The organism is Bacillus sp. A01H, assembly GCF_045277205.1.
GTDB lineage: Bacteria > Bacillota > Bacilli > Bacillales > Bacillaceae_G > Bacillus_A > Bacillus_A paranthracis.
In genome coordinates, this window is sequence record NZ_CP117702.1 from 4,234,800 (window position 1) to 4,260,609 (window position 25,810).

Below are 25,810 nucleotides of genomic sequence, written 5' to 3' on the forward strand. Positions count from 1 at the left end.
AAAGACTATGCACAAAAGTATCCCTTGTTTAGAAGGAGAGGATTACTCGTATGAAAATTGTTAAAATTTCCCCTCGTGGTTATTGCTACGGTGTTGTGGACGCGATGGTTATTGCACGTAACGCCGCATTAGATACATCATTACCAAGACCTATTTATATTTTAGGTATGATTGTTCACAACAAACATGTAACAGATGCGTTCGAAGAAGATGGCATCATCACACTAGATGGTCCAAGTCGATTAGACATTTTAGATAAAATCGATTCTGGTACTGTTATTTTCACTGCACACGGTGTTTCTCCAGAAGTTAAACAACGTGCAAAAGAAAAAGGTTTAACAACAATCGATGCCACTTGCCCAGATGTTACAAAAACACATGACCTTATTGAAGCAAAGAAAGCTGAAGGTTACCATGTCATTTATATTGGCAAAAAAAATCATCCAGAACCAGAAGGCGCAGTTGGTATCGCACCTGACATCGTTCATCTTATCGAAAGAGCCGATGATTTAAAAACATTAGAAATTCCAACGGATAAAATTTTAGTTACAAATCAAACAACGATGAGTCAATGGGATGTTCAACATTTAATGGAGGACATTCAGAAGAAATTCCCAACAGCAGAGTTCCATAAGGAAATTTGTTTAGCAACTCAAGTTCGCCAAGAAGCGGTTGCCAAACAAGCTGATGTTGCAGACTTAACAATTGTTGTTGGTGACCCGAAAAGTAATAACTCAAACCGTTTAGCACAAGTATCGCAAGAAATCGCTGGTACGAAAGCATACCGCGTTGCGGACGTAAGTGAAATCAAATTAGAATGGCTACAAGGTGTCGAGAACGTAGCTGTTACAGCAGGCGCTTCTACTCCAACACCAATTACAAAAGAGGTTATCGCTTTCTTAGAGCAATATGACCCAATGAATCCTGCTACATGGGAAAGAGTTCGAAAAGTACCGTTACAAAAAATATTACCTCGTGTAAAAGTGAAAAAAGAACAATAATAAAAACCGTTGCCTATATGAGCAACGGTTTTTTATTTTTCTTATACAAATGTAAATGGATCTGTATGTAACTGCGAAGCATGAATATGTACATTCAGTTTCTTTGCATCTGCTTTTTCTTGTAATTGCTTTTGTACACCTTGCTTCATTACCTTTTCAACGTTATGTCCTGGGTCGACGATATTTAAACCGAGCATCATCGCATCATGGGCAACATGATAATACATGTCACCTGTTACATATACATCCGCACCTTTAAATTTAGCTTGATTGATGTATTTGTTACCATCGCCACCAAGTACAGCTACTTTGCGCACTTTATCATCTAATTTCCCAACAACTCGCGCACCCTTTACATCTAACGATTGCTTTACATGTTCCGCAAACTGTCCAAGTGTCATTTCTTCTTGTAAATACCCTATTTTTCCAAGCCCTAACGTTTCACCTTTGTTATCAAGTGGATACACATCATAGGCTACTTCTTCATATGGATGTGCTGTTACCATTGCTTTAATCACTTTTCGTTGTAGTGAAGCTGGAATAATCGTTTCGATCCGCACTTCTTCTACGCGCTCTAACTGTCCAGTTTCCCCGATATAAGGATTTGTCCCCTCTTGAGGTACAAACGTACCTGTACCCTCGCTATTAAACGTACAGTGACTATAATTGCCGATATGACCAGCACCTGCGTCTCCTAATGCTTTTCGTACTTCTTCTGCATGAGTTTCAGGCACAAACACAACAATTTTTTTCATTTCTTCTGCATATGTCGGTGCCAAAACTTCTGTATTTTGCAATCCTAACGCCTCAGCAAGTAAATCATTTACCCCGCCCTTAGCAACATCCACATTTGTATGTGCGGCATAGATTGCAATATCATTTTTAATACACTTTTCAATAATTTTCCCATATGCCTTATCTGTATGAATCGCTTTTAGCGGGTTAAAAATTAAAGGATGATGCGCAATAATGACATTCGCTCCTAATTGAATTGCTTCATCCACAACTTCTTCCGTTACATCTAACGCAATTAATACGTGCTGCACGGGTTTATTAAGCGCTCCAATCTGCAAGCCAATCTTATCTCCTTCCATCGCCAAATGCTTCGGATACATACTTTCAAATAACGAAATAATTTCATGGCCATTTGGAATTTTACTCATGATAAAACCTCCCCTATCATTTTCATTTTCGCTTCTACTTCCGCACGCTTCGCTTTTGTTTCTTCAGAATCAGCCGCACGTTCTAACTGCTTTAAAATATTTTGGAAGTTTTTTAATTCTCCTTCCCACTTTTCAACGAAAGCTTCACTTTTTTCTTTCATTAAAAATGGTCCCATAAATAATTCAGCCTGTTTATTTTCAGAGTAAGGAACCGTGATATTTCCTCGCTCCCCTACTAAAATCTCGTAAATTTTCCCATCTTCTTTTACGATTTTTTCATGGATAAGCTCCCATCCATTCGCAATAAACCATTCACGAATGTGATGCGCTGCAATATTCGGCTGTAAGATTAAACGTGTTACACCTTCTAATTTTTCTTTACCACTTTCTAAAATATCACGAATTAACGCTCCGCCCATTCCGGCAACCGTAATTACATCTACTTCTCCTGGCGCGATAACAGCTAATCCATTCCCTTTACGCACATCTACTTTATCTTGTAAGCCACTTTCAGCTACAGTTGCCTGCGCAGAGCGAAATGGTCCATCTACAACCTCTCCAGCAACTGCTTTAGTAGCAATATTATTTATAATTGTATAACACGGTAAATACGCATGATCCGATCCAATATCGGCAACTGTAGATCCTACTGGTATTTCACGCACAACTTCTTCTAATCGTTTTGAAAGCTTTACTTCATTCATGTATTTCCATTACTCCTTCTCTTGTCAGTCTGTCTCCATGATAATGAATTTATAGTAGTTGTTGCAAGCCTATAACAACAATTCACTTCTCTATCATTCATCGTATTTTAGAAAATATAGAAAAACAAGCCTTTTGCTTAAGCAAAAGGCTTGTCATACGGAACTTTATTTTTTCTTCGATAACCAATCAGCTACTTTAGCGGCTTGATCAGCTGGAACTATATTCGGTGGCATATTTCCTTTTCCTTTCGAAAGAATTTCTTTAATTTCATCCTTTGAAAGTTTCCCACCAATTTTTTGTAAATTAGGTCCTACCGCCCCTTGTAACTGATCACCGTGGCAGCTCGTACAGCTTTGCTTCACAATATCCTCTGGCTTGGATGCTGTTTGTGCTGGCTTCCCGCCATTTTTTGCATCAGCTAACTCTTTAGATTTATTTAGCCCCTGAAATGAAAATACAAACATAACGATAATACCCAATGCTGCAATAAGAGCGAACGGAATCAGCGGATTACGTTTCATATCTCTTCTCCCCCCTCTATACCCCTAAATAGTTAGATGATTCAGTCATTTCCATTGTACTTGAAAACGCTCTATCAGAAAAGAGTAAACTACTAATCGTTAAAAATATTCCATAAATTCAGTTTATTGTTTTTTATTGTTATATCGCTTATTATTTCGATAATTATTAACGTTTCTCATCATATTTTTCACTTTTCTACATATATTTTTGTATAGAATAAACAAAATTAATCGAAAAATCGAAAAATGAGCATTTGCAAATCAAAAGACAATTCTGTAAAATAAATTACAAGAAATTGTAATCGTTGCTGACAGCTAAAGTTTAACAAAAATTAACAAAATAAAAAAGTTTACTTCACAAAAGTGAAGTAAACTTAAAGGTAGCCTATTCTAAGAAATCCTTAAGACGCTTACTACGGCTTGGATGTCTCAATTTACGAAGTGCTTTTGCTTCAATTTGACGGATACGTTCTCTCGTTACGCCGAATACTTTCCCAACTTCTTCAAGCGTACGAGTTCGTCCATCATCTAAACCAAAACGAAGACGTAGAACATTTTCTTCACGATCTGTTAGTGTATCTAACACATCTTCTAATTGTTCTTTTAGCAATTCATACGCTGCATGGTCCGCAGGCGATGTTGCTTCTTGGTCTTCAATGAAATCACCTAAATGGGAGTCATCTTCTTCACCAATCGGTGTTTCAAGAGAAACTGGCTCCTGTGCAATTTTCAAGATTTCACGTACTTTTTCTGGAGCAAGATCCATTTCTTCACCAATCTCTTCAGGAGATGGTTCACGTCCTAAATCTTGTAATAATTGACGTTGTACACGAATTAACTTATTAATCGTTTCAACCATATGAACTGGGATACGAATTGTTCTTGCTTGGTCTGCAATCGCACGTGTAATTGCTTGGCGAATCCACCAAGTTGCATACGTACTAAATTTGAAACCTTTACGATAATCGAACTTTTCAACCGCTTTAATTAGACCCATATTCCCTTCTTGGATTAAGTCTAAGAAAAGCATACCACGGCCCACGTAGCGCTTTGCAATACTTACTACAAGACGTAAGTTTGCTTCTGCAAGACGACGTTTCGCTTCTTCATCGCCTTCTTCAATACGCGTTGCAAGTCGAATTTCTTCTTCTGCAGATAGTAAATCTACACGACCAATTTCTTTTAAATACATACGAACAGGATCGTTGATTTTAACCCCTGGTGGTACACTTAAATCATTGAGGTCGAATTCTTCTTCCGATTTTGCTATTTGGCGATTATTAGGGCCTTCGTCGTTGTCATTGTCGCCAACTAAGTCAATCCCTTGTTCACCTAAATATTCATAGTATTCATCCATTTGATCGGATTCAATTTCAAATCCATTCATGCGTTCTGCAATCTCTTCATATGTAAGAACGCCACGTTTTTTTCCGAGCTCAGTGAGTTGTTCTTTCACTTGCTCAAGGGTCATTTCAGTTTCAATTTGTTTAGAACGAGCTGGTTTGTCAGCCATCTGTTCCCCTCCTTACGCGAGATACAAACATTCATTATACTAAAAATTTATCAAAAAAGCTATTTTCTCGCTTTTTGATTTTGTAAATATGCTACATAATATTTAGCAGCCTCTACAGGATCTGTTTTTTCCATTTGTTTTATCTTGAAGATGATTTCCATCTTTTCAAGTTTTTCTTGATGACGTCTAAGCGTCTCCAAATGGCCTTGTAACACTTCTTCTGTGTATTCTGGATTAATAAATTCATCCGTCGAAATATCAGTAATAATATTTTTCAACTTTTCATCAGAGAGCCAACTTAAAAATGTTCCGACTGAAGGTTCATTTCCCTTTTCATAATATGCGTATAGTTCATATAAAATCCCTTTATGTTCTTCTGTATGAAAATCTTCTATGTGGGATTCCATACGAACGGCCACTTCTGGACTTTGCAACATATGGTAAATAATTTCTCTTTCTGCCCTTTCAAAACCTGTTAACTTCGGTTTTGTTTGAACAATTTGAGACGGCTTAGAAACCTGCTTTACTTGTTTTTGCTGTACCTTTTGTTCTTTGCGATATTGGTGCAATTGATTCAAAAGTGTTTCCATTGAATACGAAAATTCTTGCGATAATGACTTCAAATATGATTCTGCCTGCATCGCATCCTGTAACAACGATAACTCTTTTAAAACACTTTTCACATACTCTTCTTTGCCCGACTCATCTTGCAAATTTTTCCCTAAACGCAAATAATTTATTTTAAAACCAACAAAACTTATACTTGATTTCACAAGATTTTCAAAAGCAGTTGTCCCATATTGTTGCACATATTCATCAGGATCAAGCTTATCTGGCAAGGATGTAACTTTCACTTGGCAACCAACTTGCAACAATAATTGCCCTGCTTTCATCGTCGCTTCTCGCCCTGCTTTATCACCATCATAGCAAAGAACAACAGTTTCAACGTTACGTCGCAGAAGTTTTGCTTGTTCTTCAGTTAAAGCTGTTCCCATTGTCGCAACAGCTTCTTCCACACCACTTTTTACCGCAGCTAGTACGTCAGCATACCCTTCAAAAAGGACCACTTGCCCACGTTTTCTAATAAACGGCCTCGCTTGGTGGAAGTTATACAACAATTTACTTTTGTGAAAAATTGGTGTTTCTGGGCTATTTAAATATTTCGGAGTGTCATCTCCTAATGCCCTTCCACTAAACGCTATCACTTTACCTTGTAACGTATAGATTGGAAACATAACTCTTCCACGGAAGCGATCATAATGACTACCATCCTTCTCGCTTCTTATGAGAAGACCAGCTTGTTCCATACTTGATAGCGATAAACCTCTTTTTTGTAAGATTTTCGTTGCTGCATCCCAAGCAGGTGACGCATAACCAATTTCAAACTTCTCAATCATCTCTTTTGTAATACCACGTTTTAACAAATACGAAAGTGCTTCATTTCCTTCTTCTGTATTTACTAATAAATGATGATAATACTTTTTCAAAAGTTCATGAGCCTGTTGCATGATGACAGTGTCATCAGATATGTCTTCTTGTTGTCCTTGCCCTGATGTATACTCTGCAACCGCAATTCCATTTCTTTCACCTAGCTTTTGAACAGCTTCGGTAAAAGCCAGTCCTTCCATTTTCATTAGAAAGGAAAATACATTTCCACCTTCTCCACATCCGAAGCAATGAAAAATTTGCTTGTCAGATGAAACAGAGAATGAAGGAGAATTCTCACCATGAAACGGACAAAGGCCGAAATAGTTACGTCCCTGTTTTCTAAGTTGAACGTATTCACCAATCACTTCGACAATATCGGATGATGTCCGAATTTGTTCAACAACTTCTTCAGGAATTCTGTTCCCCATAACTCCATCTCCGTGTCGTATTTTGTATTCGATATAAATTAAAAAATTCCTTTATAATTCGACAATATTTTTTCTAAACTTATTAGAAAATGTTGTCGATCACGTTATCAAGCGATTTTGCAGACCCTTTTCTGCGTAACTTCGCAGATACGTACCTACTATATAAAATTGTATCCATTTGCTCATCTATTACAAATGTACCTCATGGAGACAATACATATGCACTTTTTCATAAGAAGACTAGCAAGCATCATATCCTATGTGATCACGAGATCTGTTTTTTGCATGTTGATACATATAAAGAAATCAACTTTTGCTTATTCAGCATCTACATAGATCCAAATTCCCTCGCTACTTCCTTAAACGATGAGCATACGATGTGACAAACAAAATTTTGACATGAACTTTCGTTCCAGCTCGCACAATTGTCAGCCTTCACAGTATATGCATCTGCATCAACTCATACCATATTGATGTTTTGCATATTTCTGTATTCTACATCCCTTCTGCGAATCCTTCCATAATGTGCGTTTTCTTGTATAGATTTTGTCGATTTAACGTAATTACATGTCATTTCTTAAATCCTATCCCTAGTTTATTCTGAAAAATTAAAGTCTAAACGTAAAATATAGGTTTTTATCACAATTTTTTATTATAATATATTTTCTTCAACTACGCTACATATCCCTTTATTTTTTCATCTTCTATTTCAGGATAGCGAAACCCTACCTTTAGCATAATAAAAAGACCGAAAAATATAAGCATAACCACTTCGCTATCATCTATTACGAAATCAGCAGGCACTGTGTTTCTCACGAGCGAAAAAAGCACATTCACCTTTGGTAAATGTGCTAAAACATTTTTTGGTTTTGCACTGCATTCACAATAATGTTAGCTGTTTCTTCAATCGCTTTGTTCGATACATCAATTACTTGACAATTTATTTTACTAACTACATTCTCAAAGTGATCAATCTCTTCTTTAATACGATTAATATTGGCATATGTTGCTCCATCACTTAGTCCAAGTGATTTCAATCGCTCTTTTCGAATATGATTTAACTTCTCTGGCGTAATTTTCAAACCAAAGCATTTTTCTTTAGCCACTTGATATAATTCTTCAGGCGGATCTACTTCTGGTACTAGTGGTACGTTGGCAACTTTCAAACGTTTGTTATGAGCTAAATATTGAGAAAGTGGTGTTTTTGATGTGCGCGAAATCCCAATTAACACGATATCTGCTTTTAAAATACCACGTGCATCTCTACCATCATCATACTTCACAGCAAACTCAATCGCTTCAATCTTTTTAAAGTATTCTTCATCTAACCTACGAACAACACCAGGCTCATATCTAGGCACTTGCCCGGTAATTTCTTCAATTTGATCGATTAGAGGACCAATAATATCATATGCCTCTACACCTTCTTTTGCAGCCTCTGTCACTAAATATTGGCGCATGTCAGGCTTTACTAACGTAAAACAAATAAGTGCTTGATTGCTCTTAGCAATCGAAATCACTTCTTTTAATGTCCCTGTATCTTCTACATACGGCACACGTCTAATATCAGGAGCAAATGGGAATTGCCCCATTGCTGCTCGAACAACCAAATCAGCCGTTTCTCCTACAGAGTCAGATACGACATATACGATTTTATTATCCATTACATTACCTCACTTTAAACAAATTACACTTATTCGTTATTTACTAAGTTTACAAACGCACGTGTAATATTTGTTTTTGTAATTCGTCCAACCACTTCTAAACCTTGTTTCGTATCTTTTACAACTGGCATCGCATCAATCTGTCTTTCTATTAATTCCATCGCAATATCATATAAAGAATCTTCTCTACGACACATCGCAATGTTTGGCATCCTTGTCATGATAATATTAACCGGAAGTGAGGTTAAATCCTGCTTCCCTAAGCTAGCTCGTAATAAATCTTTACGAGATACAACGCCTACTAATAGAGTCGATTGATCTACAACGAATAATGTACCTACATCCTCTAAAAACATAGTACAAATCGCATCGTATACCGATACATTTTTATCAATTACAACCGGTCTAGATTGATAATCTTGTACTTTAATTTTCTTAACAGCTTCAGATAATAACTGCCCCCCAGTTTTACCCGTATAAAAATAACCTACGCGTGGACGTGCTTCTAAATAACCAGCCATCGTTAAAATTGCTAAGTCTGGTCTTAGCGTTGCACGTGTTAATCCCAATTGCGCAGCAATTGACTCCCCTGTAATAGGACCGTGATCTTTTACAATCTGAATGATATGTTCTTGCCGTTTATTCAGCTCTATGATAATCACCACCTTTAATGCACAACGAAAAAAGTTATACTATCTCTTAAATATTATATACTAAATATGCTATTCGAAAAAGAAAGGATGTAAAAAGGACCGTATACGGCCCCAAATTATATTTGAAACTTATCAAGTTGTTCTAAGAAACGTCTTGATTTCAAATAAATCCCGCAATATTCATCATAATATGTATTCAATACTAAACGCATTTGTTTTTTTGTGCTATCCTTCACTGATACATTGCCAAGTCTATGTAAATCGAAGTGGTAGAAAAGACGTAATAATTTATGAACGGCTTCCCCCACTGGTATACGATACTGATCTTGCTCAGCATGACGTGAGCACAGAAAACCGCCCTCCCTAACAGAGAAGGCGACAAAATCTGTTTCTTGATGACAAATCGCACATGTATCAAAGTACGGGCGCATCCCTAATACCGGAAGCATTTTCGTTTGATAAATTAATGATAATACTTCTGGATCAACACCCTCACACATATAATGCAACGTTTGATATAACATTTCAAATAAATATGGATTATGTTTTTTATCTTCTGTTGCTTTATCAGTTAACTCAACAATAAATGATGCATAAGCAGTTAAAAATATATCCTCGCGAATTTCTTTCATAGTTGAAATAATCTCGCCTTGTTGCAAAGTTCCAAGTCCAGATCCCATTTGAATAAGAAAATGACCATGTGTCATAAGTTGCGAAACAGATGCTAACCGGCTTTTCGGTTTTTTCGCTCCTCTTGCCATTGCACTTACCTTACCCAATTCTCTTGAGAATATTGTAACAATCTTGTTCGTTTCTCCGTAATCTGTCGTACGGATAACGATGCCCTCAACTTTTTGAAACATGTTCGTCACCATCCAAGGTTTGAACAAAACGGGTCAAGAAATTGGAGAGTCTAGATGCGCTAGCTCCTCTTCATGTTGATCCATCTCATCGTTTACGTCTTTTTCCATTTCTTTCAAAAGCAAATACGTCTCAATGCTTCCTGTTTTGGAGAAAAACTTCCAGGTAAAATCTAGCATAAGAATCCACCTTTCTCAATAAGCGTAGCCTATAAACCAATTTCCTTTGTTGTTATTAAATTGACCCATTTTGTCCATTTTCATGTGAGAAAAATTTTTCCTAATTTATCAAAACTCGTAAAAACCAATAATCAGCGGATGAACAAAACATCCGCTGATTACAGCTTTACTCTATTTTAATACTCGTCTTCGCGGAAACCAAGGTCACGAAGCTGAGACATTTTATTACGCCAATCTTTTTGCACTTTTACCCATACTTCTAAAAATACTTTAGAACCAAGTAATGCTTCAATATCAAAACGAGCTCGCTTACCGACTTCTTTTAACATCTTCCCTTGTTTTCCGATAATAATCCCTTTTTGCGACGGACGTTCCACAACAATCGTTGCATTAATATAAACTGCCCCGCCCTCACGTTTTTGAATTGCATCGATAACAACAGCTACAGAATGCGGCACTTCTTCACGTGTTAAATGTAGTACTTTCTCACGAATAAGCTCTGCAATAATAAATCTCTCCGGATGATCCGTTACTTGATTATCTGGGTAGTATTGTGGTCCTTCCGGTAAATACTTTTTAATTGTACCAATTAGGGCCTCTACGTTATTACCGTCTAATGCAGAAATTGGTACGATTTCTGCAAAGTCATGTAATTTGCGATATTGATCAATTAGCTCTAATAATTGTTCTGGGTGAACTTGGTCAATTTTATTAATAACTAAAAATACTGGTTGTTTCGTTTCTTTTAACTTCTCGATGATGAATTCTTCACCACGACCAAAGCCTTCAACAGCATTCACCATAAATAGAACGATATCAACTTCTTTTAATGTCGTTTGCGCCATCTTCACCATGAAGTCGCCTAGTTTATGTTTCGGTTTATGTATTCCTGGTGTATCAATAAAAATTACTTGTGAATCATTTTCTGTATATACACCTTGAATTTTATTACGAGTTGTTTGTGGCTTGTCACTCATAATAGCAATTTTTTGACCAATAATACGATTTAAAAATGTAGATTTCCCAACATTCGGTCTGCCAATAATAGAGACAAAACCTGATTTATAACCTTTTCTATTCATGTAAATCCTCCGCTAAAAATGCTCCTGGTAACAATTCCCCGACTGTTGTCTCTTGAACGTCACCATGTAAATTTGATAGGTATACTTTCGTATCCTGTTTACATAATTCTACCATAACTTGTCGACATGCTCCACAAGGAGGTACTGGACGCTTCGTATCCGCCACAATTGCGATAGCTACAAACTCTTTATCTCCTTCAGAAACCGCCTTAAATAAAGCTGTTCTTTCTGCACAGTTACATAAGCCATATGAAGCATTCTCAACATTACATCCACGATATACTTTTCCATCCTGCGTTAATAATGCTGCACCTACTTGAAATTTAGAATATGGTACGTACGCTTGTTTACGCGCTTCGATTGCTTCTTGAATTAATTGTTGACCATTCATATTCCCGCATCCTTCCTGTTCACAGCTGTGAATAGATACACTCTCTTATTAAAGGCCTTTACGGCACCTTCAAAGCTTAAGAAAAGCTTTGGAATGCAACTATACCACATACGGTAAAAAGATAATAGCACCAATTATAACGGCTATTATCGCAAACAATAAAACCGCTCCCGCCGCGACATCCTTTGCGACTTTCGCAAACGGATGTATATCGGTAGTCGCTAAATCTACTGTTTTTTCCACAGCCGTATTTACCATCTCTAAACTCATTACAATTCCTATTACAATAAGTAATACCATCCATTCTACTTTTGTAATATGGAAATAAAAGCCGCAGCATATAACAACAACTGCGGCTAAATAATGAATTTTCATATTTCGTTCATGACGAAGACAAAAGAATATACCGACTATAGCATACCCAAAACTATCTATAAGTTTTCCTTTTTTCATCGTCCTAATCCAAATGCTTCTAAAATTTCTTTTTGTCTTCCGAACATTTCTTTTTCATCCTCTTCTGTCATGTGGTCATAACCAAGTAAATGTAAAAAGCCATGTAACGCTAAAAAGCCAAGTTCACGATCAAAAGAATGTCCATACTCTTCAGCTTGTTCTTTCGCTCTCGGAATAGAAATAATAAGATCACCTAACATACGCGGCATCTCTACACCTACAATTTCCATTTCTCCTTCTCCCATTTCTTCCATAGCAAAAGAAATGACATCAGTAGGCTGATCCTTATCTCGGTAATCACGATTAATCTCGCGAATGCGTTCGTTATCTACAAATGTTACTGATAACTCTGCACCATCCTCTATTTTTTCCATTTGAGCTGCTTTTCCTAATATCTCACGAATTAAATTCACATACTCTTCTTTCACTTCTTCTGTTTCATCAATGAAATCAATTAATAAACTCATTCTTTCTCCTTATCTTCCGGTGGTTCCGGATATGTAATACGCGAATGGAAAATACCATTTAACGTTTCACATAACGTTTTTCCAACGATTTGTAGTTCCTTAAATGTCAAATCACATTCACTAAATTGCCCATCCTGCAGGCGATCTTTAATAATACTTTGTACTAAATTATTAATTTGATCTGGCGTTGGGTGATTCATAGAACGTACCGCTGCCTCAACACTATCCGCAATACCAACGATTGCCGATTCTTTAGAAGTTGCTTTTGATCCCGGATAACGGAACATCTCTTCTGTATATTTTTCTTTATCTTCTTTAATCGCCTTATAATAAAAATATTTCAGGAGCGTTGTACCATGGTGTTGTCCAGCAATATCGATAATTTCTTGCGGAATATGGTATTCTTCGAGCATCTTTACTCCATCGGTTACATGAGCAATGATAATATCTTTACTCGTCACAGGATCTAATTTATCATGCGGATTTTCAATTCCCATCTGGTTTTCAATAAAGAATTGTGGTTGTACTGTTTTTCCTACATCATGATAGTAAGCCCCTACACGCGCTAATACACCATTTGCTCCAACTGCTTCACAAGCCGCCTCAGAAAGATTCGCTACCATTACACTATGGTGATATGTCCCTGGCGCTTCTAATAAAATTCTACGCAACAGCGGATGATTCGGACTTGATAATTCCATAAGCTTCATACTTGATACAATTCCAAGTCCACTTTCTAAATATGGTAATATCCCCATAGCCAAAACGGATGAGATAATTCCTGAAAGGGAAGCCATTAATAATTGGGTACCAATTTCAAGAGGCGAAAAATTCCCATTACGTAATAATAATAACGCCGCCAAGACGACTACATTTAAGATTGAAACGAGTATACCAGCTTGTAAAATCATCGTACGACGATTTTTTTCTCTTAAGAAAATGCTCACTGATAATGAACTTAATAACACATAAATGCCTACACTATAATTTAGTGTACTTGTTACTCCTTCATTAAACATAATACTTCCGCACACAGAAAAAATCATACTTGTTAAAAATACAAATCGATCGCCAATCATTAGTTTTACAAGTATCGTTCCCATCGCAACTGGGACAACATACGCAATTCCTGCATATTCAAGCTTTTGAAACAAACTAATAATTTTCATTAAAACAATCGTGATAGACAAAATTGTAATATACGCTAAAATGTACGGTTTGTCTTCTCTTTTCCGCTGTAAAAATACTTCAAACTGTTTATGCATAAAGTATAGTAACACACCAATGAGCACCGCTAATCCAACATAAGGCTGAAAACTATTACCTTTTTCTAATAAACCGACTAATTTCAACTGATTATACATATCACTTGAAATTGTTTCACCTTCTCTAACAATAACTTGTCCTTGAAGAATATAAACAGGTGGAACTAAATCTTCTTCTGCTTTCTTCTTCTCTTTCGTTACAGCCGGGTCATAGAAATAATTTGCTGTAATCGCATATGATCCTAGCGCATTCACAGCTTCTTTCAATCCGCTATTCACATTCAGGCTTTTCATTTCATTAACAAATCGCTCTTTCGCTGCCATTTCTTCGGACATTTTAATATTTCCACCCATGATAACGCTAACAGACGTTAAAGCCGCATTCTTTGCTAATTCTAATTGATCCGGTTCTGCATTAATAAAGTATAATAAATTCTCATCCGATAATTCCTTCGTTAAATTAGATGGCAACTTCTTCTTCAACTTTTCTAATTTATTCGCATCGGTCATCTTTTTTTGCTCTTCAGGTCCAGCAGCTTTCATCTCCTGAATTACTTCATTCACCTTAGCAAAAACATCATTTACAATATCTACTCTATTTTGTTTATATTCACTTCTATATGTATATTGATCCCCGACTTTTTGAGCGGCCTCTTGTTTTTTTCTTTCCGTTATAACCTTATCTTCAATTTTAATAGGAGAATGAATTGTTTTTTTCGCAATAGAATACATATCAACATCTAATTGCTCTGGTTTCACATTATTCATAAGTGCGAAAAACAGCACTGCTCCTAATAAAACGTAAGAAATCCAACTTAGTTTTTTCGAATGTTGTAAATTACGAAACCACTTAGAAATTTCTTGAGATCTTAACATGATTTCAATACCTTCTCCTCTCTAGAAATAAAGTGAAACTATTTATAGCTTTCATTTCTTCTAGCCAACGATACTTTTAGGTAACATTTTTATACACCAGTACCTATAGTTTATTTCTCTTATCTTTTATGATAGTAAAAAATATGCCGTTCGCCAACCTTAATACAAAAAGAAATGATCCTGACAAATAGGATCATTCCATTTTATCATATGCCTCAATAATACGTTGTACCAGTGGATGCCTTACAACGTCCGTTTGTTCTAACGTAATGAATGAAAGACCTGATACACCAGATAAAATGTTAGCGGCTAGCGTAAGCCCTGATTTTACCCCCTTTGGTAAGTCTACTTGTGAAGGGTCCCCCGTAATAACCATTTTAGAACTAAAACCTAATCTAGTTAAAAACATTTTTATTTGTGCACCCGTTGTATTTTGCGCTTCATCTAAAATAACAAATGAATCATCGAGCGTACGTCCTCTCATATAAGCAAGAGGCGCGATTTCAATTACACCTCTCTCCATCATACGCTGCGTATATTCTTGTCCAAGAATATCGTGCAGAGCATCATACAATGGACGTAAGTACGGATCTACCTTCTCTTTCAAATCACCTGGTAAAAATCCTAAACTTTCTCCAGCTTCTACAGCCGGTCTCGTTAAAATGATTTTCTTTACATACCCTTGCTTTAAAGCTCTTACAGCCATTACTACAGCTAAGTATGTTTTCCCAGTCCCGGCAGGTCCTATTCCAAATACAATATCATTTTTCTTCATTGCATGAATATATCTTCTTTGTCCCATCGTTTTTACACGAATGGATTTACCTTTTGCCGTTTTAAAGATTTCTTCTTCATATAACTCTTCAAATTGAGCAATTTTCCCTTGTTGTGCGAGCTGAATTGCATACGCAACATCTCTTTCTGTAATTGACACACCTTTTCGAATAACAACAAGTAGTTGTTGTAAGATTTTTTCTACGAGTGTCACAGTTTCAACTGCTCCAGATGCATGAACAGTTTCACCTCTAGTTACGATTGATACATTCAGTTCCCGTTCAATTACTTTCAAATGAGCATCATTGACTCCAAAAAGAGCGATTGCTTCGTTAGTATTTTCCAATTGTTGGTTCATTTCTACTAATTGTTCTGCCATTACTCAGTCTCCTTGAATATCGGATTCGGATATTGGTTGTGGCTCTGCAATATTTTCAATCACAGTATAATGCAAAGTGACTTTTAGTTGATCCGCCTCAACCTCTTTACTCAAAATCTTATCACTTACAATCATAGCATGTTCATCCAATTTTTTCTTTAGTTCTTTTTCGGCCATTTCTTTCGCTACTTTCATTGCCTGTTTTTCTGTATATTCTCGGTTCGCCTCTTCCTCTTCTCGCACTACATCTTTTTCATATGCAATCGGCAGTGTAAAACCAAATAATTTCACATCATGTTTTACACTTTCCGTACGAGAACGTTTATACTTATCATGCTGAAATCCCCATATTTTTATTTTTGTACTCCCAAATGTAAGGTAATGCTCATTATACGTATTACCAGTATATACTTGAAATTGCGTCTTGAGTGGTACATTCACCTCAGAGGTGTACCACGTTTCTCCATATACAATACCTTTCGCCGAAACAATGGTTGGACTCTCCTCATTACCGTATATCCCTGATACGAGAAGCTGCCCTTTTTCTACATGATCATTTTTTAAAACGACTGGTTTTCCAACTTCAACAAATGTTTTTGTAACAATCGCTTCTTTTTTTGCCACTAAATTTTGCGGCCTTTGTTCTTTTTCTTTTTTCGGCTCATTTTTTTCAACAATTTTAAAATGGTACGTCGTTCCCCTTACTTCTAGTCCTGCCCAAGTAATCGCATTAATATTGTCCGTCAAATGACGTTGTACATCTTCTACACTAGGCATTTGGAATTGTAATTTTCCTTTTTTAATACCCATTTTGTCCAATTCTTTCATCAATATATATTCTGTTTCAGGTTTCGCTCCCGTAATTTCAATTTTCCAAACCATATTCGATAATGCAATCATACCAAAGAAGAAAATTAAAAAACCAATTAAGAATCCACTATTTTTAATTAAGCGCTTATTCCAAAATGGAAAACCGTAACGCCCAATAAAATATAGTTTACACTCATTTTTTCTATAAATCGGCTTTATTTTTTTCACATCTCGTAATAGCATACAAAAGACTAACGTTTCATCGGCGATTTTCTTAACGTCCCAAACTAATAATTTTCTACGCACACATTCGTTAACAAACCGCTCCGCTCCTCTACCTTCAATTCGTACCTTCACATATCCAAGCCACTTTATAAACCATTTATTTTTCATCTACTACCTTCACTACCTTTCCAAAAGTAGACACACTACTTTTCACTTTAATTAGCAAAATAGCTCGTACGAAAATGAAATAAAGAGTTTTATTTTCCATAAATAGCGGGATAAAGTGAGACTTTAATCAGCCCTCACCAATTGGACTTTAATGGATAGCCCGACCCCCACCTAACTTCTTTGCTTTCGCTGAATTTTGAGGCGGGGGCTTACTGCCCATTAAAGCGGGATAAACTTAAATAGTAGGGACAAATCATTAGAATAAAGAAGAAAAACTTCACATACGGAAGTTTCCCTTACTTCTCTTTCTGTTCGTCTTCTAAAAACGTCACTTGCTCAATTATCCCTTCAAGCAAAAGTTCTTCCGGAAGGATTGTTTTAATAACAAAGGACTGCCCCTTAATTAATAACTGACCATGCTTTAACAACAACCTTACTTCTTTATCTGAAAACACTAATAAACCTCGATGATTTTCTATATAGATATGCACTTGCCCAACAAGCGTGATCCGAGGTAGATCCATTAGCACATCCACTGGTAGGTCTATTTGCTTCGTTAACCAATTCTTCATTTGTTCTAATTTTTTCATCCCAAAAGACCCCCTCTCATCCCATATGTATGAAAAAAGAGCTTGTAATATCACGTCCAAACTGAAAAAAGCATAAAAAAACGTCTCATACGAAATGAGACGTTTTTTTATGCTAATAGCTGGATAACCAGCTTATTCACAAGCGATCCATCTGTTTTACCTTTTACTTTCGGCATAACAGCAGTCATCACCTTACCCATATCTGCTTTAGACGTCGCACCAACCTCAGAAATAACTTGCTTGATTATATCAACTAGCTCTTCTTCCGTTAATTGCTCCGGCAAATATGCGCTTAAAATCTGAATTTCACTTTGCAGTTTATTAACAAGGTCTTCACGACCAGCTTTTTTAAATTCAAGGAGGGAGTCCTTATGCTGTTTTACTTCACGAGCTAAAACTGTTAGTTCCTCTTCTTCAGTAAGAGTATGCTGTAGTTTAATACCTTCATTTTGTAAAGCAGCCTTAACCATACGAATGACGGTTAATTTTTCTTTTTGTTTATTCTTCATCGCTTGTTTCATATCATCGTTTAAACGACCGAGAAGACTCATAACTTACACCCTCTCTTAGAATTTACGCTTTCTTGCCGCTTCAGATTTCTTCTTACGTTTTACACTTGGTTTTTCATAAAACTCGCGCTTTCTTGCTTCAGCAAGTGTACCAGTTTTAGAAACCGATCTTTTAAAACGGCGAAGTGCATCCTCCAAAGACTCGTTTTTACGAACGACTGTTTTTGACATTCTCTTTCCCTCCCTCCGAAACATCACACTTACATACTAACTCCAGCATGCAAAAAGAAACACTTCTTCAGCATGTCTTTTACGATTATAATACATTTTATCACTTCAGGTCAACTATTTGACAGAATAAAAGAAGAATAGATGCTCTTCCTTTTTCAAAAACTATGCAGATAGCTGTTATCTTTTCCCCTGAAGGCAACTATATTTTTGTCATTATACCTTTTTTCATGCAGAAACGTACGGAAAAACTACTCATTTCGTACATTTTCAGTACTTAACTTCTCCACTAAAAAAGAAAGCATGCAAATCGTTTCCGTTTGCATGCTTTTTTATCCCGATTGGTGCGGGCTAATAATGAGCGGGGAATGAATCCCACGCTCATTAAAGTTTCACTTTATGCGCTTGCTGATTCCTTTTTCACATCATCTTCAAGGACACGAACAAATTGCGCTTCGTTATATGGATAACCAGCTTTTGTGATTTTTACTTTCACTAATTTACCGATTAATTCTTCTGATCCTTCAAATACAATTTTCAAGTAGTTATCTGTATAACCTACATATAGGCCTTCACGGTCGCCCTCTTTAAATTGTTCTTCTGGAATAATTTCAAGTACTTCTCCTTCAAACTGTGATGCATACTCTTTCGCTAATTGATTAGATAGTTCAATTAAACGGTGAACACGATCATTCTTCACATCTTCAGGAACTTGATCTTCCATACGCGCTGCAGGTGTTCCTGTACGTTTTGAGTACGGGAATACGTGCAACTCAGAGAAGCGATTCTCTTTAATGAAATTGTATGTTTCCATGAATTCTTCTTCTGTTTCACCTGGGAAACCAACGATTACGTCTGATGTAATCGCAAGACCTGGTAACGCTTCTTTCAAACGATCTAAGCGCTCCTGGAAAAATTCCATCGTATATTTACGACGCATACGCTTTAATACAGTATTAGATCCAGATTGCAACGGAATGTGTAAGTGACGTACAACTACTTCAGACTTATCTAACACTTCAATTACTTCATCTGAAATCTGACTCGCTTCAATAGAAGAAATACGAAGACGTTTTAATCCGTCTACTTCCGCTTCCATATCACGAAGTAATCCAGCTAAGTTATAATCTTTAATATCTTCACCGTATCCACCTGTATGAATACCTGTTAATACGATTTCCTTATAGCCTGCATCTACTAATTGCTGCGCTTGTTTAATAACTTCTTTCCCATCGCGAGAACGCATTAAACCACGCGCCCAAGGAATAATACAGAATGTACAGAAGTTATTACAACCTTCTTGTATTTTTAAAGATGCACGTGTACGATCCGTGAAGTAAGGTACATCCAGTTCTTCGTATACACGTGTTTTCATAATGTTGCGGACAGCATTAATTGGCTGACGCTCTTTACGGAATTCTTCGATGTATCCTAACATCTTTTCACGATCTTGTGTACCAACTACAATATCTACACCTGGAATCGCCATAATTTCCGCTGGAGATGTTTGTGCATAACATCCCGTTACACAAATAACCGCATCTGGGTTTTGACGAACAGCACGTCTAATAACTTGACGACTTTTCTTATCTCCCGTATTTGTTACTGTACATGTATTGATAACATATACATCAGCTTTCTTTTCATATTCAGTTCTTTCATATCCACCTTGTTTAAACAATTGCCAAATGGCTTCTGTTTCATAGTGGTTTACTTTACAACCTAACGTATGGAACGCAACAGTTGACATTGATCATCACCCCATCAATTCAAAATGATACGAAGCAGCACTTAACGCGTATAAAGGCGCCGTTTCTGTTCTTAAAATTCTTGGTCCTAAACTACATGGTACAAATTTATGTTCACGAAGCGCTGTAATCTCTTCCTCAGCTAAACCGCCTTCTGGGCCAAATACAATCAATAGCTTTTGACCTGGTTTCATCATCGTTAAAGCTTTCGCAAAATTAGATTTCTCGCCTTGTTTCGCTTCCTCTTCGTAAGCAACAAGGCAAACATCATACTCACCACTCATTGACAGCAATTGTTTAAACGATGCTGGGGCGTGTACTTCTGGAATTTCACTTCTATGTGATTGTTCCGCAGCTTCTTTCACAATTTTTCTTAAACGCTCAACTTTTTTATCAGCTTTTTTCGCATCCCATTTTACGATAGAGCGAGATGCTTGAAATGGTAAGAATGCAGCTGCCCCAAGCTCAGTTCCTTTTTGAAAAATTAACTCTAGCTTGTCTCCTTTCGGCAGTCCACTTGCAATCGTCACGAAAACAGGAAGTTCACTTGACGTCTCTACCCATTCTACAATAGCCGTATGAATAAATTCACTGGTAATTTCATCAATTGAACATACGGCTGTTTTTCCGTTTACACAGCAATAAATGTGATCACCAGCTGACATACGCATCACTCTTGCTATATGATGTACGTCATCACCTACAATGCGAATACTTGTCTCATTTACATATTTCTCTTCTACAAAATAACGTTGCATATAATCACCTTAGTAGAGTTTCGTTCCTTTCGTAAGCCAATACTTACGAAAAGAACGAAACGTTATCATTTTTCATATAACAAACGGCAAGTCCCTCACCTTATAGTGAGAGACTCCCCTTTTCATTATAGACTAAAATCTATATTACGCATTTCGTGCAATAATTGCTACCCAATCTTCCATTCGCAACACTTCTTCAATTGTAAATCCAGCTTTTTCTAGCGCTTCAGAAATTACTTTTTCCTTTGCAGCAATAATGCCCGATGTAATAAATAATCCGCCTGACTTCACAACTCTTGCTGCATCTTCAGGGAATAAAAGAATAATTTCTGCTAATAAGTTAGCTACGATTAAATCAACAGGACCTTCAATACCCTCTAAAAGACTATTTTGTCCAACAGTCACGATATCATCTGTTTTATTTAAACGTACATTCATTTCTGCACTTTCAACCGCAACCGGATCTAAATCATATGCTTGAACAGAAGACGCACCTAGTTTTGCTGCTGCAATACTCAGCACACCAGAACCTGTTCCTACATCAATGATTGTGTTACCTGGCTGTACTGTTTTTTCTAAAGCACGGATACACATCGTTGTTGTTGGATGAGTTCCTGTCCCAAACGCCATACCTGGATCTAATTCAATAATTTTTTCTTCCGGAGAAGATGGTGTATATTCTTCCCAAGTCGGTACAATTGTGAATGTATCAGAAATTTGTACTGGATGGTAATATTTTTTCCAAGCAGTAGCCCAATCTTCTTCATTGACTTCGTTAACGGTAATATTTCCAGTACCAATTTCGATGTCGTAAGATGGAAGCACATCAATAGATGATTTTACACCTGCAATTGTTTCATGTAAAGAATCCGTTTGCGGGAAATATGCTTTTATTAACACACCTTCTGCCGGATACTCATCTGGGTTCAATGCATAAATTTCACCATATTGTTGCTCGCGCTCTTTCGTCAACTCCGCTGGGTCCTCAATCGCAACTCCACTAGCACCAGCTTCATGTAAAATATGAGAGACAGCTTCTACTGCTTCTTCTGTTGTATGAATACTAATTTCTGACCATTTCACAATTTACCAACTCCATTTTTTATTTCCATTATTCCCCTTTGAAAGCACGTTTAAGCTTTCCGAATAAACTATCATCCTGCTCTTCTTGTCCTGCAAATTCACGCAATAAATCTTTTTGCTGTGAAGTTAATTTCGTCGGTACAACAACACGCACGACTACATATTGATCTCCTTGACCGTATCCACGTACGTTCGGAGCACCCTTTCCTTTTAGGCGGAATTCTGTTCCTGTTTGTGTTCCTGCTGGAATTTTCAGCTTCACTTTACCATGAACAGTAGGAACTTCTACTTCATCACCAAGTGCCATTTGCGCAAATGTTAATGGCATTTCGCAAATAATGTGATCTCCTTCGCGCTCAAAGAATTCATGATTTCTTACATGAACAACAACATATAAATCTCCTGCTGGGCCGCCATTTACGCCCGCTTCACCTTTTCCAGATACGCGGATTTGTTGACCATTATCGATACCTGCTGGAATTTTAACATTGATTTTTTTACGTTTACGAACTTTACCAGAACCGTGGCATGTCGTACATTTTTCTTTAATGATTTGCCCAGTTCCTGAACAATGACCGCAAGCTTGACGGTTTACGATACGACCAAATGGTGTATTTTGTTCTACACTTACTTGCCCTGATCCTGAGCAATGTTTACATGTTTCTTTTGAAGTTCCTGGTTTTGCCCCGCTACCTTTACAAGTATCACATGGATCTTCTACTGGAATCTCAACATTTAACTCTTTACCAAAAATAGCTTCTTCAAAATCTAAAGTGACTTGATATTGTAAGTCAGCACCTTGGCGCGGAGCATTTGGATCACGACGTCTGCCGCCACCGCCGCCAAAGAATGAACTAAAGATATCTTCAAAACCGAAGCCACCACCGAAGTCTCCTCCGCCGCCAAAGCCACCGAAGCCACCGAAGCCTTGATTAGCACCAGCATGACCAAATTGATCATATTGCGCACGCTTTTGATCGTCGCTTAATACTTCGTATGCTTCTTGTACTTCTTTAAACTTTTCAATTGCATTTTCTTCTTTACTTACGTCTGGATGGTATTTTTTAGCCAAACGACGATACGCTTTTTTTATTTCATCTTTTGAAGCACCCTTGCTAAGTCCAAGGACCTCATAATAATCTCGTTTACTCATAAATTTACAACCCCCGAATCTTTCACATAAACGTAATTTTAACACCGAAAGAAAGTGCTTTGCAACAAAGTTTCCTCACTTACAGTATGCAAAGTAAAAAACTTAAGACCCTCACACATTCCTTCTCATTCGTGAAAAAAGCCAAAGCCAAGGCACGCTTGACTTTGACTTTTTGTCATCTTACTTATTATGTTTAAAGTTGAATTACTTGTCTTCTTTTACTTCTTCAAACTCAGCGTCTACTACATTGTCTTTCTTCGCGCCAGCATCTTGTGCTCCTTGTGCACCTTCTGCTTGCCCTGCAGCTGCTTGAGCTTGCTCATATAGTTTAACAGTTAGTTGTTGTACGATTTCTTGTAAAGCGTCTTTTTTCGCACGGATTTCCTCAAGCTCGTTCTTCTCAATCGCAGCTTGTAATGCTTCTTTCGCTTCTGTTGCTTTTGCAACTTCAGCTGCATCTACTTTACCTTCTAAATCTTTTACAACTTTATCTGTTTGGAATACAAGTTGGTCAGCTTCGTTACGAAGTTCAACTTCTTCCTTACGTTTTTGGTCAGCGTCAGCGTTTGCTTCTGCTTCTTTTACCATACGATCTACTTCTTCATCAGAAAGACCTGAAGAAGATTGGATTGTAATAGCTTGTTCTTTGCTTGTTCCTAAATCTTTTGCACGTACGTTAACGATACCGTTCGCATCAATATCGAATGTTACTTCGATTTGTGGAATACCACGTGGTGCTGGTGGGATATCCGTTAATTGGAAACGTCCTAACGTTTTGTTGTCAGCTGACATTGGACGCTCACCTTGTAATACGTGAATGTCTACTGCTGGTTGGTTATCAGCAGCTGTTGAGAATACTTGTGATTTACTCGTTGGAATTGTAGTGTTACGCTCGATTAATTTCGTGAACACACCACCCATAGTTTCAATACCTAAAGAAAGTGGAGTTACATCTAATAATAGTACGCCTTCTACATCACCAGTAAGTACGCCACCTTGAACTGCAGCACCTAATGCTACAACTTCATCCGGGTTTACACCTTTATATGGTTCTTTACCAGTTTCACGTTTAATAGCTTCTTGTACAGCTGGGATACGAGTAGAACCACCTACAAGGATAACGCGATCTAATTCACTTGCAGATAGACCAGCATCTTTTAAAGCACGACGAGTTGGTTCTAATGTTCTTTCAACAAGGTTTGCTGAAAGCTCTTCGAATTTCGCTCTTGTTAATGTTAATTCTAAGTGTAATGGACCAGCAGCTCCAGCACTAATGAATGGCAATGAAATTTGTGTTTGTGTTACACCTGAAAGATCTTTTTTCGCTTTTTCAGCTGCATCTTTCAAACGTTGAAGTGCCATTTTATCTTGGCTTAAATCAATGTTATTTTCTTTTTTGAACTCAGCTACTAAGTGATCAATGATAACTTGGTCAAAGTCATCTCCACCAAGACGGTTGTCACCAGCAGTTGAAATAACTTCAAATGTTCCATCTGCTAACTCAAGGATAGATACGTCAAATGTACCGCCACCTAAGTCATATACTAAGATTTTTTGCTCTTCATCTTGTTTTTCTAAACCGTAAGCAAGCGCTGCTGCTGTTGGTTCGTTAATGATACGCTCAACTTCTAAACCAGCGATACGACCAGCATCTTTCGTTGCTTGACGCTCTGCATCGTTGAAGTATGCAGGTACTGTAATAACAGCTTTCGTTACTGTTTCACCTAAATATGCTTCAGCAGAAGCTTTTAAGTTTTGTAAAATGATTGCAGAAATTTCTTGAGGTGTATATTCTTTACCTTCGATTTCTACTTTGTAGTCTGTACCCATATGACGTTTAACAGACATGATTGTATTTGGGTTTGTAATTGCTTGACGCTTTGCTACTTCCCCAACTTGACGTTCTTCATTTTTGAAAGCTACAACAGAAGGTGTTGTACGGTTTCCTTCTGGATTTGGGATAACCTTTGGTTCTCCACCTTCCATAACAGCTACACAAGAGTTTGTTGTACCTAAGTCAATACCGATAATTTTACTCATGGCGAATCCTCCTACTTTTATGTAAATTATTGATTTACTTTTACCATCGATGGACGAATTACACGGTCTTTTAATTTATAACCTTTTTGGAATTCTTCCACAACCGCATTTGATTCAAATTCGCTGTCTTCTACTTGCATAACAGCTTGGTGTTCATGAGGATCAAACTGTTTACCAACAGCTTCAATCGCTTCTACACCTTCTTTTGTCATCGCTTCTAACAATTGACGATATACCATTTCCATCCCTTGTAATAAGGACTTCATTTGCTCATCAGTTGCTTCCACTTGCATCGCTCTTTCAAAATTATCAAGAGCTGGCAAAATATCTGAAACAAGACTTTGTGCTCTATATTTTTCAGCAGCCTGTTTATCCATTTGAACACGACGCTTATAATTTTCAAAATCAGCTTGTAGACGTAGCATACGGCCTTCCGTTTCCGTCAGTTTCGCTTGCAATTCATCTACTTTTTCTTGTAAAAGAGCAGCCTCACTTTTTTCTTCAACAGTTTCTTCGCTGTCTTCAGATGTTACGGCTTCTTCAACTTGTGCTTCTTTTACTTCTTCTTTCACTTCTTCTACAACTTGTTCGTTACGCTCTTCCACAATTTTCACCTCCTTAAAAGGTATTAGGTATCATGCATAGCATGATTACCTAAGTATAGTTATATATTACACACAGTGATGTATTGCTTA

26 protein-coding genes are annotated in these 25,810 nt (G+C 37.1%); 1 reads left to right on the plus strand and 25 read right to left on the minus strand.

Annotated elements, in window-relative coordinates:
- Positions 1-50: 50 nt before the first annotated feature.
- Positions 51-1,001: a 4-hydroxy-3-methylbut-2-enyl diphosphate reductase gene (locus PSR14_RS22420; RefSeq protein ID WP_000706669.1), complete on the plus strand. Its 951-nt coding sequence runs from the start codon at positions 51-53 to the stop codon at positions 999-1,001.
- A 41-nt stretch (positions 1,002-1,042) separates the two neighbouring features.
- Here the strand turns inward: PSR14_RS22420 and PSR14_RS22425 are convergent, their stop codons facing one another.
- The 25 genes from PSR14_RS22425 to grpE all read right to left on the minus strand — a co-directional run bounded on the left by PSR14_RS22425 (position 1,043) and on the right by grpE (position 25,720).
- Entirely contained in the window at positions 1,043-2,164 is a 1,122-nt protein-coding gene (locus tag PSR14_RS22425) for a Nif3-like dinuclear metal center hexameric protein (RefSeq protein WP_000036211.1), read from the minus strand.
- A complete protein-coding gene (locus tag PSR14_RS22430) occupies positions 2,161-2,868 on the minus strand; it encodes a tRNA (adenine(22)-N(1))-methyltransferase TrmK (protein ID WP_001006536.1) in 708 nt (235 codons plus the stop codon). Before PSR14_RS22430 ends, PSR14_RS22425 begins: the two co-directional genes overlap by 4 nt.
- Before the next feature lie 165 nt (positions 2,869-3,033).
- Positions 3,034-3,390, minus strand: a complete 357-nt coding sequence (gene cccA / locus PSR14_RS22435; RefSeq protein ID WP_000828145.1) for a cytochrome c550 — start codon at positions 3,388-3,390, stop codon at positions 3,034-3,036.
- 385 nt (positions 3,391-3,775) lie between these two features.
- The gene (gene rpoD, locus PSR14_RS22440; protein WP_000764060.1) at positions 3,776-4,903 is read right to left on the minus strand and encodes an RNA polymerase sigma factor RpoD; all 1,128 of its coding nucleotides are present in this window, start codon (positions 4,901-4,903) and stop codon (positions 3,776-3,778) included.
- A gap of 59 nt (positions 4,904-4,962) precedes the next feature.
- Entirely contained in the window at positions 4,963-6,759 is a 1,797-nt protein-coding gene (gene dnaG, locus PSR14_RS22445; RefSeq protein ID WP_000528216.1) for a DNA primase, read from the minus strand.
- An 851-nt stretch (positions 6,760-7,610) separates the two neighbouring features.
- The gene (locus PSR14_RS22450; protein WP_000368943.1) at positions 7,611-8,423 is read right to left on the minus strand and encodes a pyruvate, water dikinase regulatory protein; all 813 of its coding nucleotides are present in this window, start codon (positions 8,421-8,423) and stop codon (positions 7,611-7,613) included.
- Between the two features lie 29 nt (positions 8,424-8,452).
- Positions 8,453-9,085 (minus strand): helix-turn-helix transcriptional regulator, encoded by a 633-nt coding sequence (locus PSR14_RS22455; protein ID WP_000583759.1) that lies wholly within the window; start codon positions 9,083-9,085, stop codon positions 8,453-8,455.
- Between the two features lie 107 nt (positions 9,086-9,192).
- Positions 9,193-9,939 (minus strand): DNA repair protein RecO, encoded by a 747-nt coding sequence (recO, locus tag PSR14_RS22460; protein ID WP_000487010.1) that lies wholly within the window; start codon positions 9,937-9,939, stop codon positions 9,193-9,195.
- A 33-nt stretch (positions 9,940-9,972) separates the two neighbouring features.
- Positions 9,973-10,116 carry a YqzL family protein gene (locus PSR14_RS22465; protein WP_000883924.1) on the minus strand — a complete coding sequence of 48 codons (144 nt, stop codon included), beginning with the start codon at positions 10,114-10,116 and terminating at the stop codon, positions 9,973-9,975.
- A 176-nt stretch (positions 10,117-10,292) separates the two neighbouring features.
- Positions 10,293-11,198, minus strand: coding sequence for a GTPase Era (era, locus tag PSR14_RS22470; protein WP_001080241.1), 906 nt, complete (start codon positions 11,196-11,198; stop codon positions 10,293-10,295).
- Positions 11,191-11,589, minus strand: coding sequence for a cytidine deaminase (locus PSR14_RS22475; RefSeq protein ID WP_001014347.1), 399 nt, complete (start codon positions 11,587-11,589; stop codon positions 11,191-11,193). The genes era and PSR14_RS22475 overlap by 8 nt, the downstream gene beginning before the upstream one ends.
- Positions 11,590-11,688: 99 nt before the next feature.
- Positions 11,689-12,042: a diacylglycerol kinase family protein gene (locus tag PSR14_RS22480; RefSeq protein WP_000715482.1), complete on the minus strand. Its 354-nt coding sequence runs from the start codon at positions 12,040-12,042 to the stop codon at positions 11,689-11,691.
- A complete protein-coding gene (gene ybeY, locus PSR14_RS22485) occupies positions 12,039-12,509 on the minus strand; it encodes an rRNA maturation RNase YbeY (RefSeq protein ID WP_000054692.1) in 471 nt (156 codons plus the stop codon). Before ybeY ends, PSR14_RS22480 begins: the two co-directional genes overlap by 4 nt.
- Positions 12,506-14,650 (minus strand): HD family phosphohydrolase, encoded by a 2,145-nt coding sequence (locus PSR14_RS22490; RefSeq protein WP_000946450.1) that lies wholly within the window; start codon positions 14,648-14,650, stop codon positions 12,506-12,508. The genes ybeY and PSR14_RS22490 overlap by 4 nt, the downstream gene beginning before the upstream one ends.
- 193 nt (positions 14,651-14,843) lie before the next feature.
- On the minus strand, positions 14,844-15,803 hold the full coding sequence (locus PSR14_RS22495; RefSeq protein ID WP_000840516.1) for a PhoH family protein: 960 nt from the start codon (positions 15,801-15,803) through the stop codon (positions 14,844-14,846).
- 3 nt (positions 15,804-15,806) lie between these two features.
- On the minus strand, positions 15,807-17,006 hold the full coding sequence (gene yqfD / locus PSR14_RS22500; protein ID WP_000792485.1) for a sporulation protein YqfD: 1,200 nt from the start codon (positions 17,004-17,006) through the stop codon (positions 15,807-15,809).
- A 296-nt stretch (positions 17,007-17,302) separates the two neighbouring features.
- A complete protein-coding gene (gene yqfC / locus PSR14_RS22505) occupies positions 17,303-17,596 on the minus strand; it encodes a sporulation protein YqfC (protein WP_000732266.1) in 294 nt (97 codons plus the stop codon).
- 107 nt (positions 17,597-17,703) lie between these two features.
- On the minus strand, positions 17,704-18,147 hold the full coding sequence (locus tag PSR14_RS22510; RefSeq protein WP_000054571.1) for a GatB/YqeY domain-containing protein: 444 nt from the start codon (positions 18,145-18,147) through the stop codon (positions 17,704-17,706).
- A gap of 15 nt (positions 18,148-18,162) precedes the next feature.
- Complete coding sequence (gene rpsU, locus PSR14_RS22515; RefSeq protein ID WP_000048061.1) at positions 18,163-18,336, minus strand: 30S ribosomal protein S21; 174 nt, start codon at positions 18,334-18,336, stop codon at positions 18,163-18,165.
- A 394-nt stretch (positions 18,337-18,730) separates the two neighbouring features.
- Entirely contained in the window at positions 18,731-20,083 is a 1,353-nt protein-coding gene (gene mtaB / locus PSR14_RS22520; protein ID WP_000108677.1) for a tRNA (N(6)-L-threonylcarbamoyladenosine(37)-C(2))-methylthiotransferase MtaB, read from the minus strand.
- A gap of 6 nt (positions 20,084-20,089) precedes the next feature.
- Positions 20,090-20,839, minus strand: coding sequence for a 16S rRNA (uracil(1498)-N(3))-methyltransferase (locus PSR14_RS22525; protein WP_074540577.1), 750 nt, complete (start codon positions 20,837-20,839; stop codon positions 20,090-20,092).
- 144 nt (positions 20,840-20,983) lie between these two features.
- Positions 20,984-21,922, minus strand: coding sequence for a 50S ribosomal protein L11 methyltransferase (gene prmA, locus PSR14_RS22530; RefSeq protein WP_000872108.1), 939 nt, complete (start codon positions 21,920-21,922; stop codon positions 20,984-20,986).
- Positions 21,923-21,950: 28 nt separating this feature from the next.
- Entirely contained in the window at positions 21,951-23,075 is a 1,125-nt protein-coding gene (dnaJ, locus tag PSR14_RS22535; protein ID WP_169509384.1) for a chaperone protein DnaJ, read from the minus strand.
- Between the two features lie 204 nt (positions 23,076-23,279).
- Positions 23,280-25,115 (minus strand): chaperone protein DnaK, encoded by a 1,836-nt coding sequence (gene dnaK / locus PSR14_RS22540; protein ID WP_000034690.1) that lies wholly within the window; start codon positions 25,113-25,115, stop codon positions 23,280-23,282.
- Positions 25,116-25,141: 26 nt separating this feature from the next.
- On the minus strand, positions 25,142-25,720 hold the full coding sequence (gene grpE / locus PSR14_RS22545) for a nucleotide exchange factor GrpE (protein ID WP_000392720.1): 579 nt from the start codon (positions 25,718-25,720) through the stop codon (positions 25,142-25,144).
- Between the last annotated feature and the right edge of the window lie 90 nt (positions 25,721-25,810).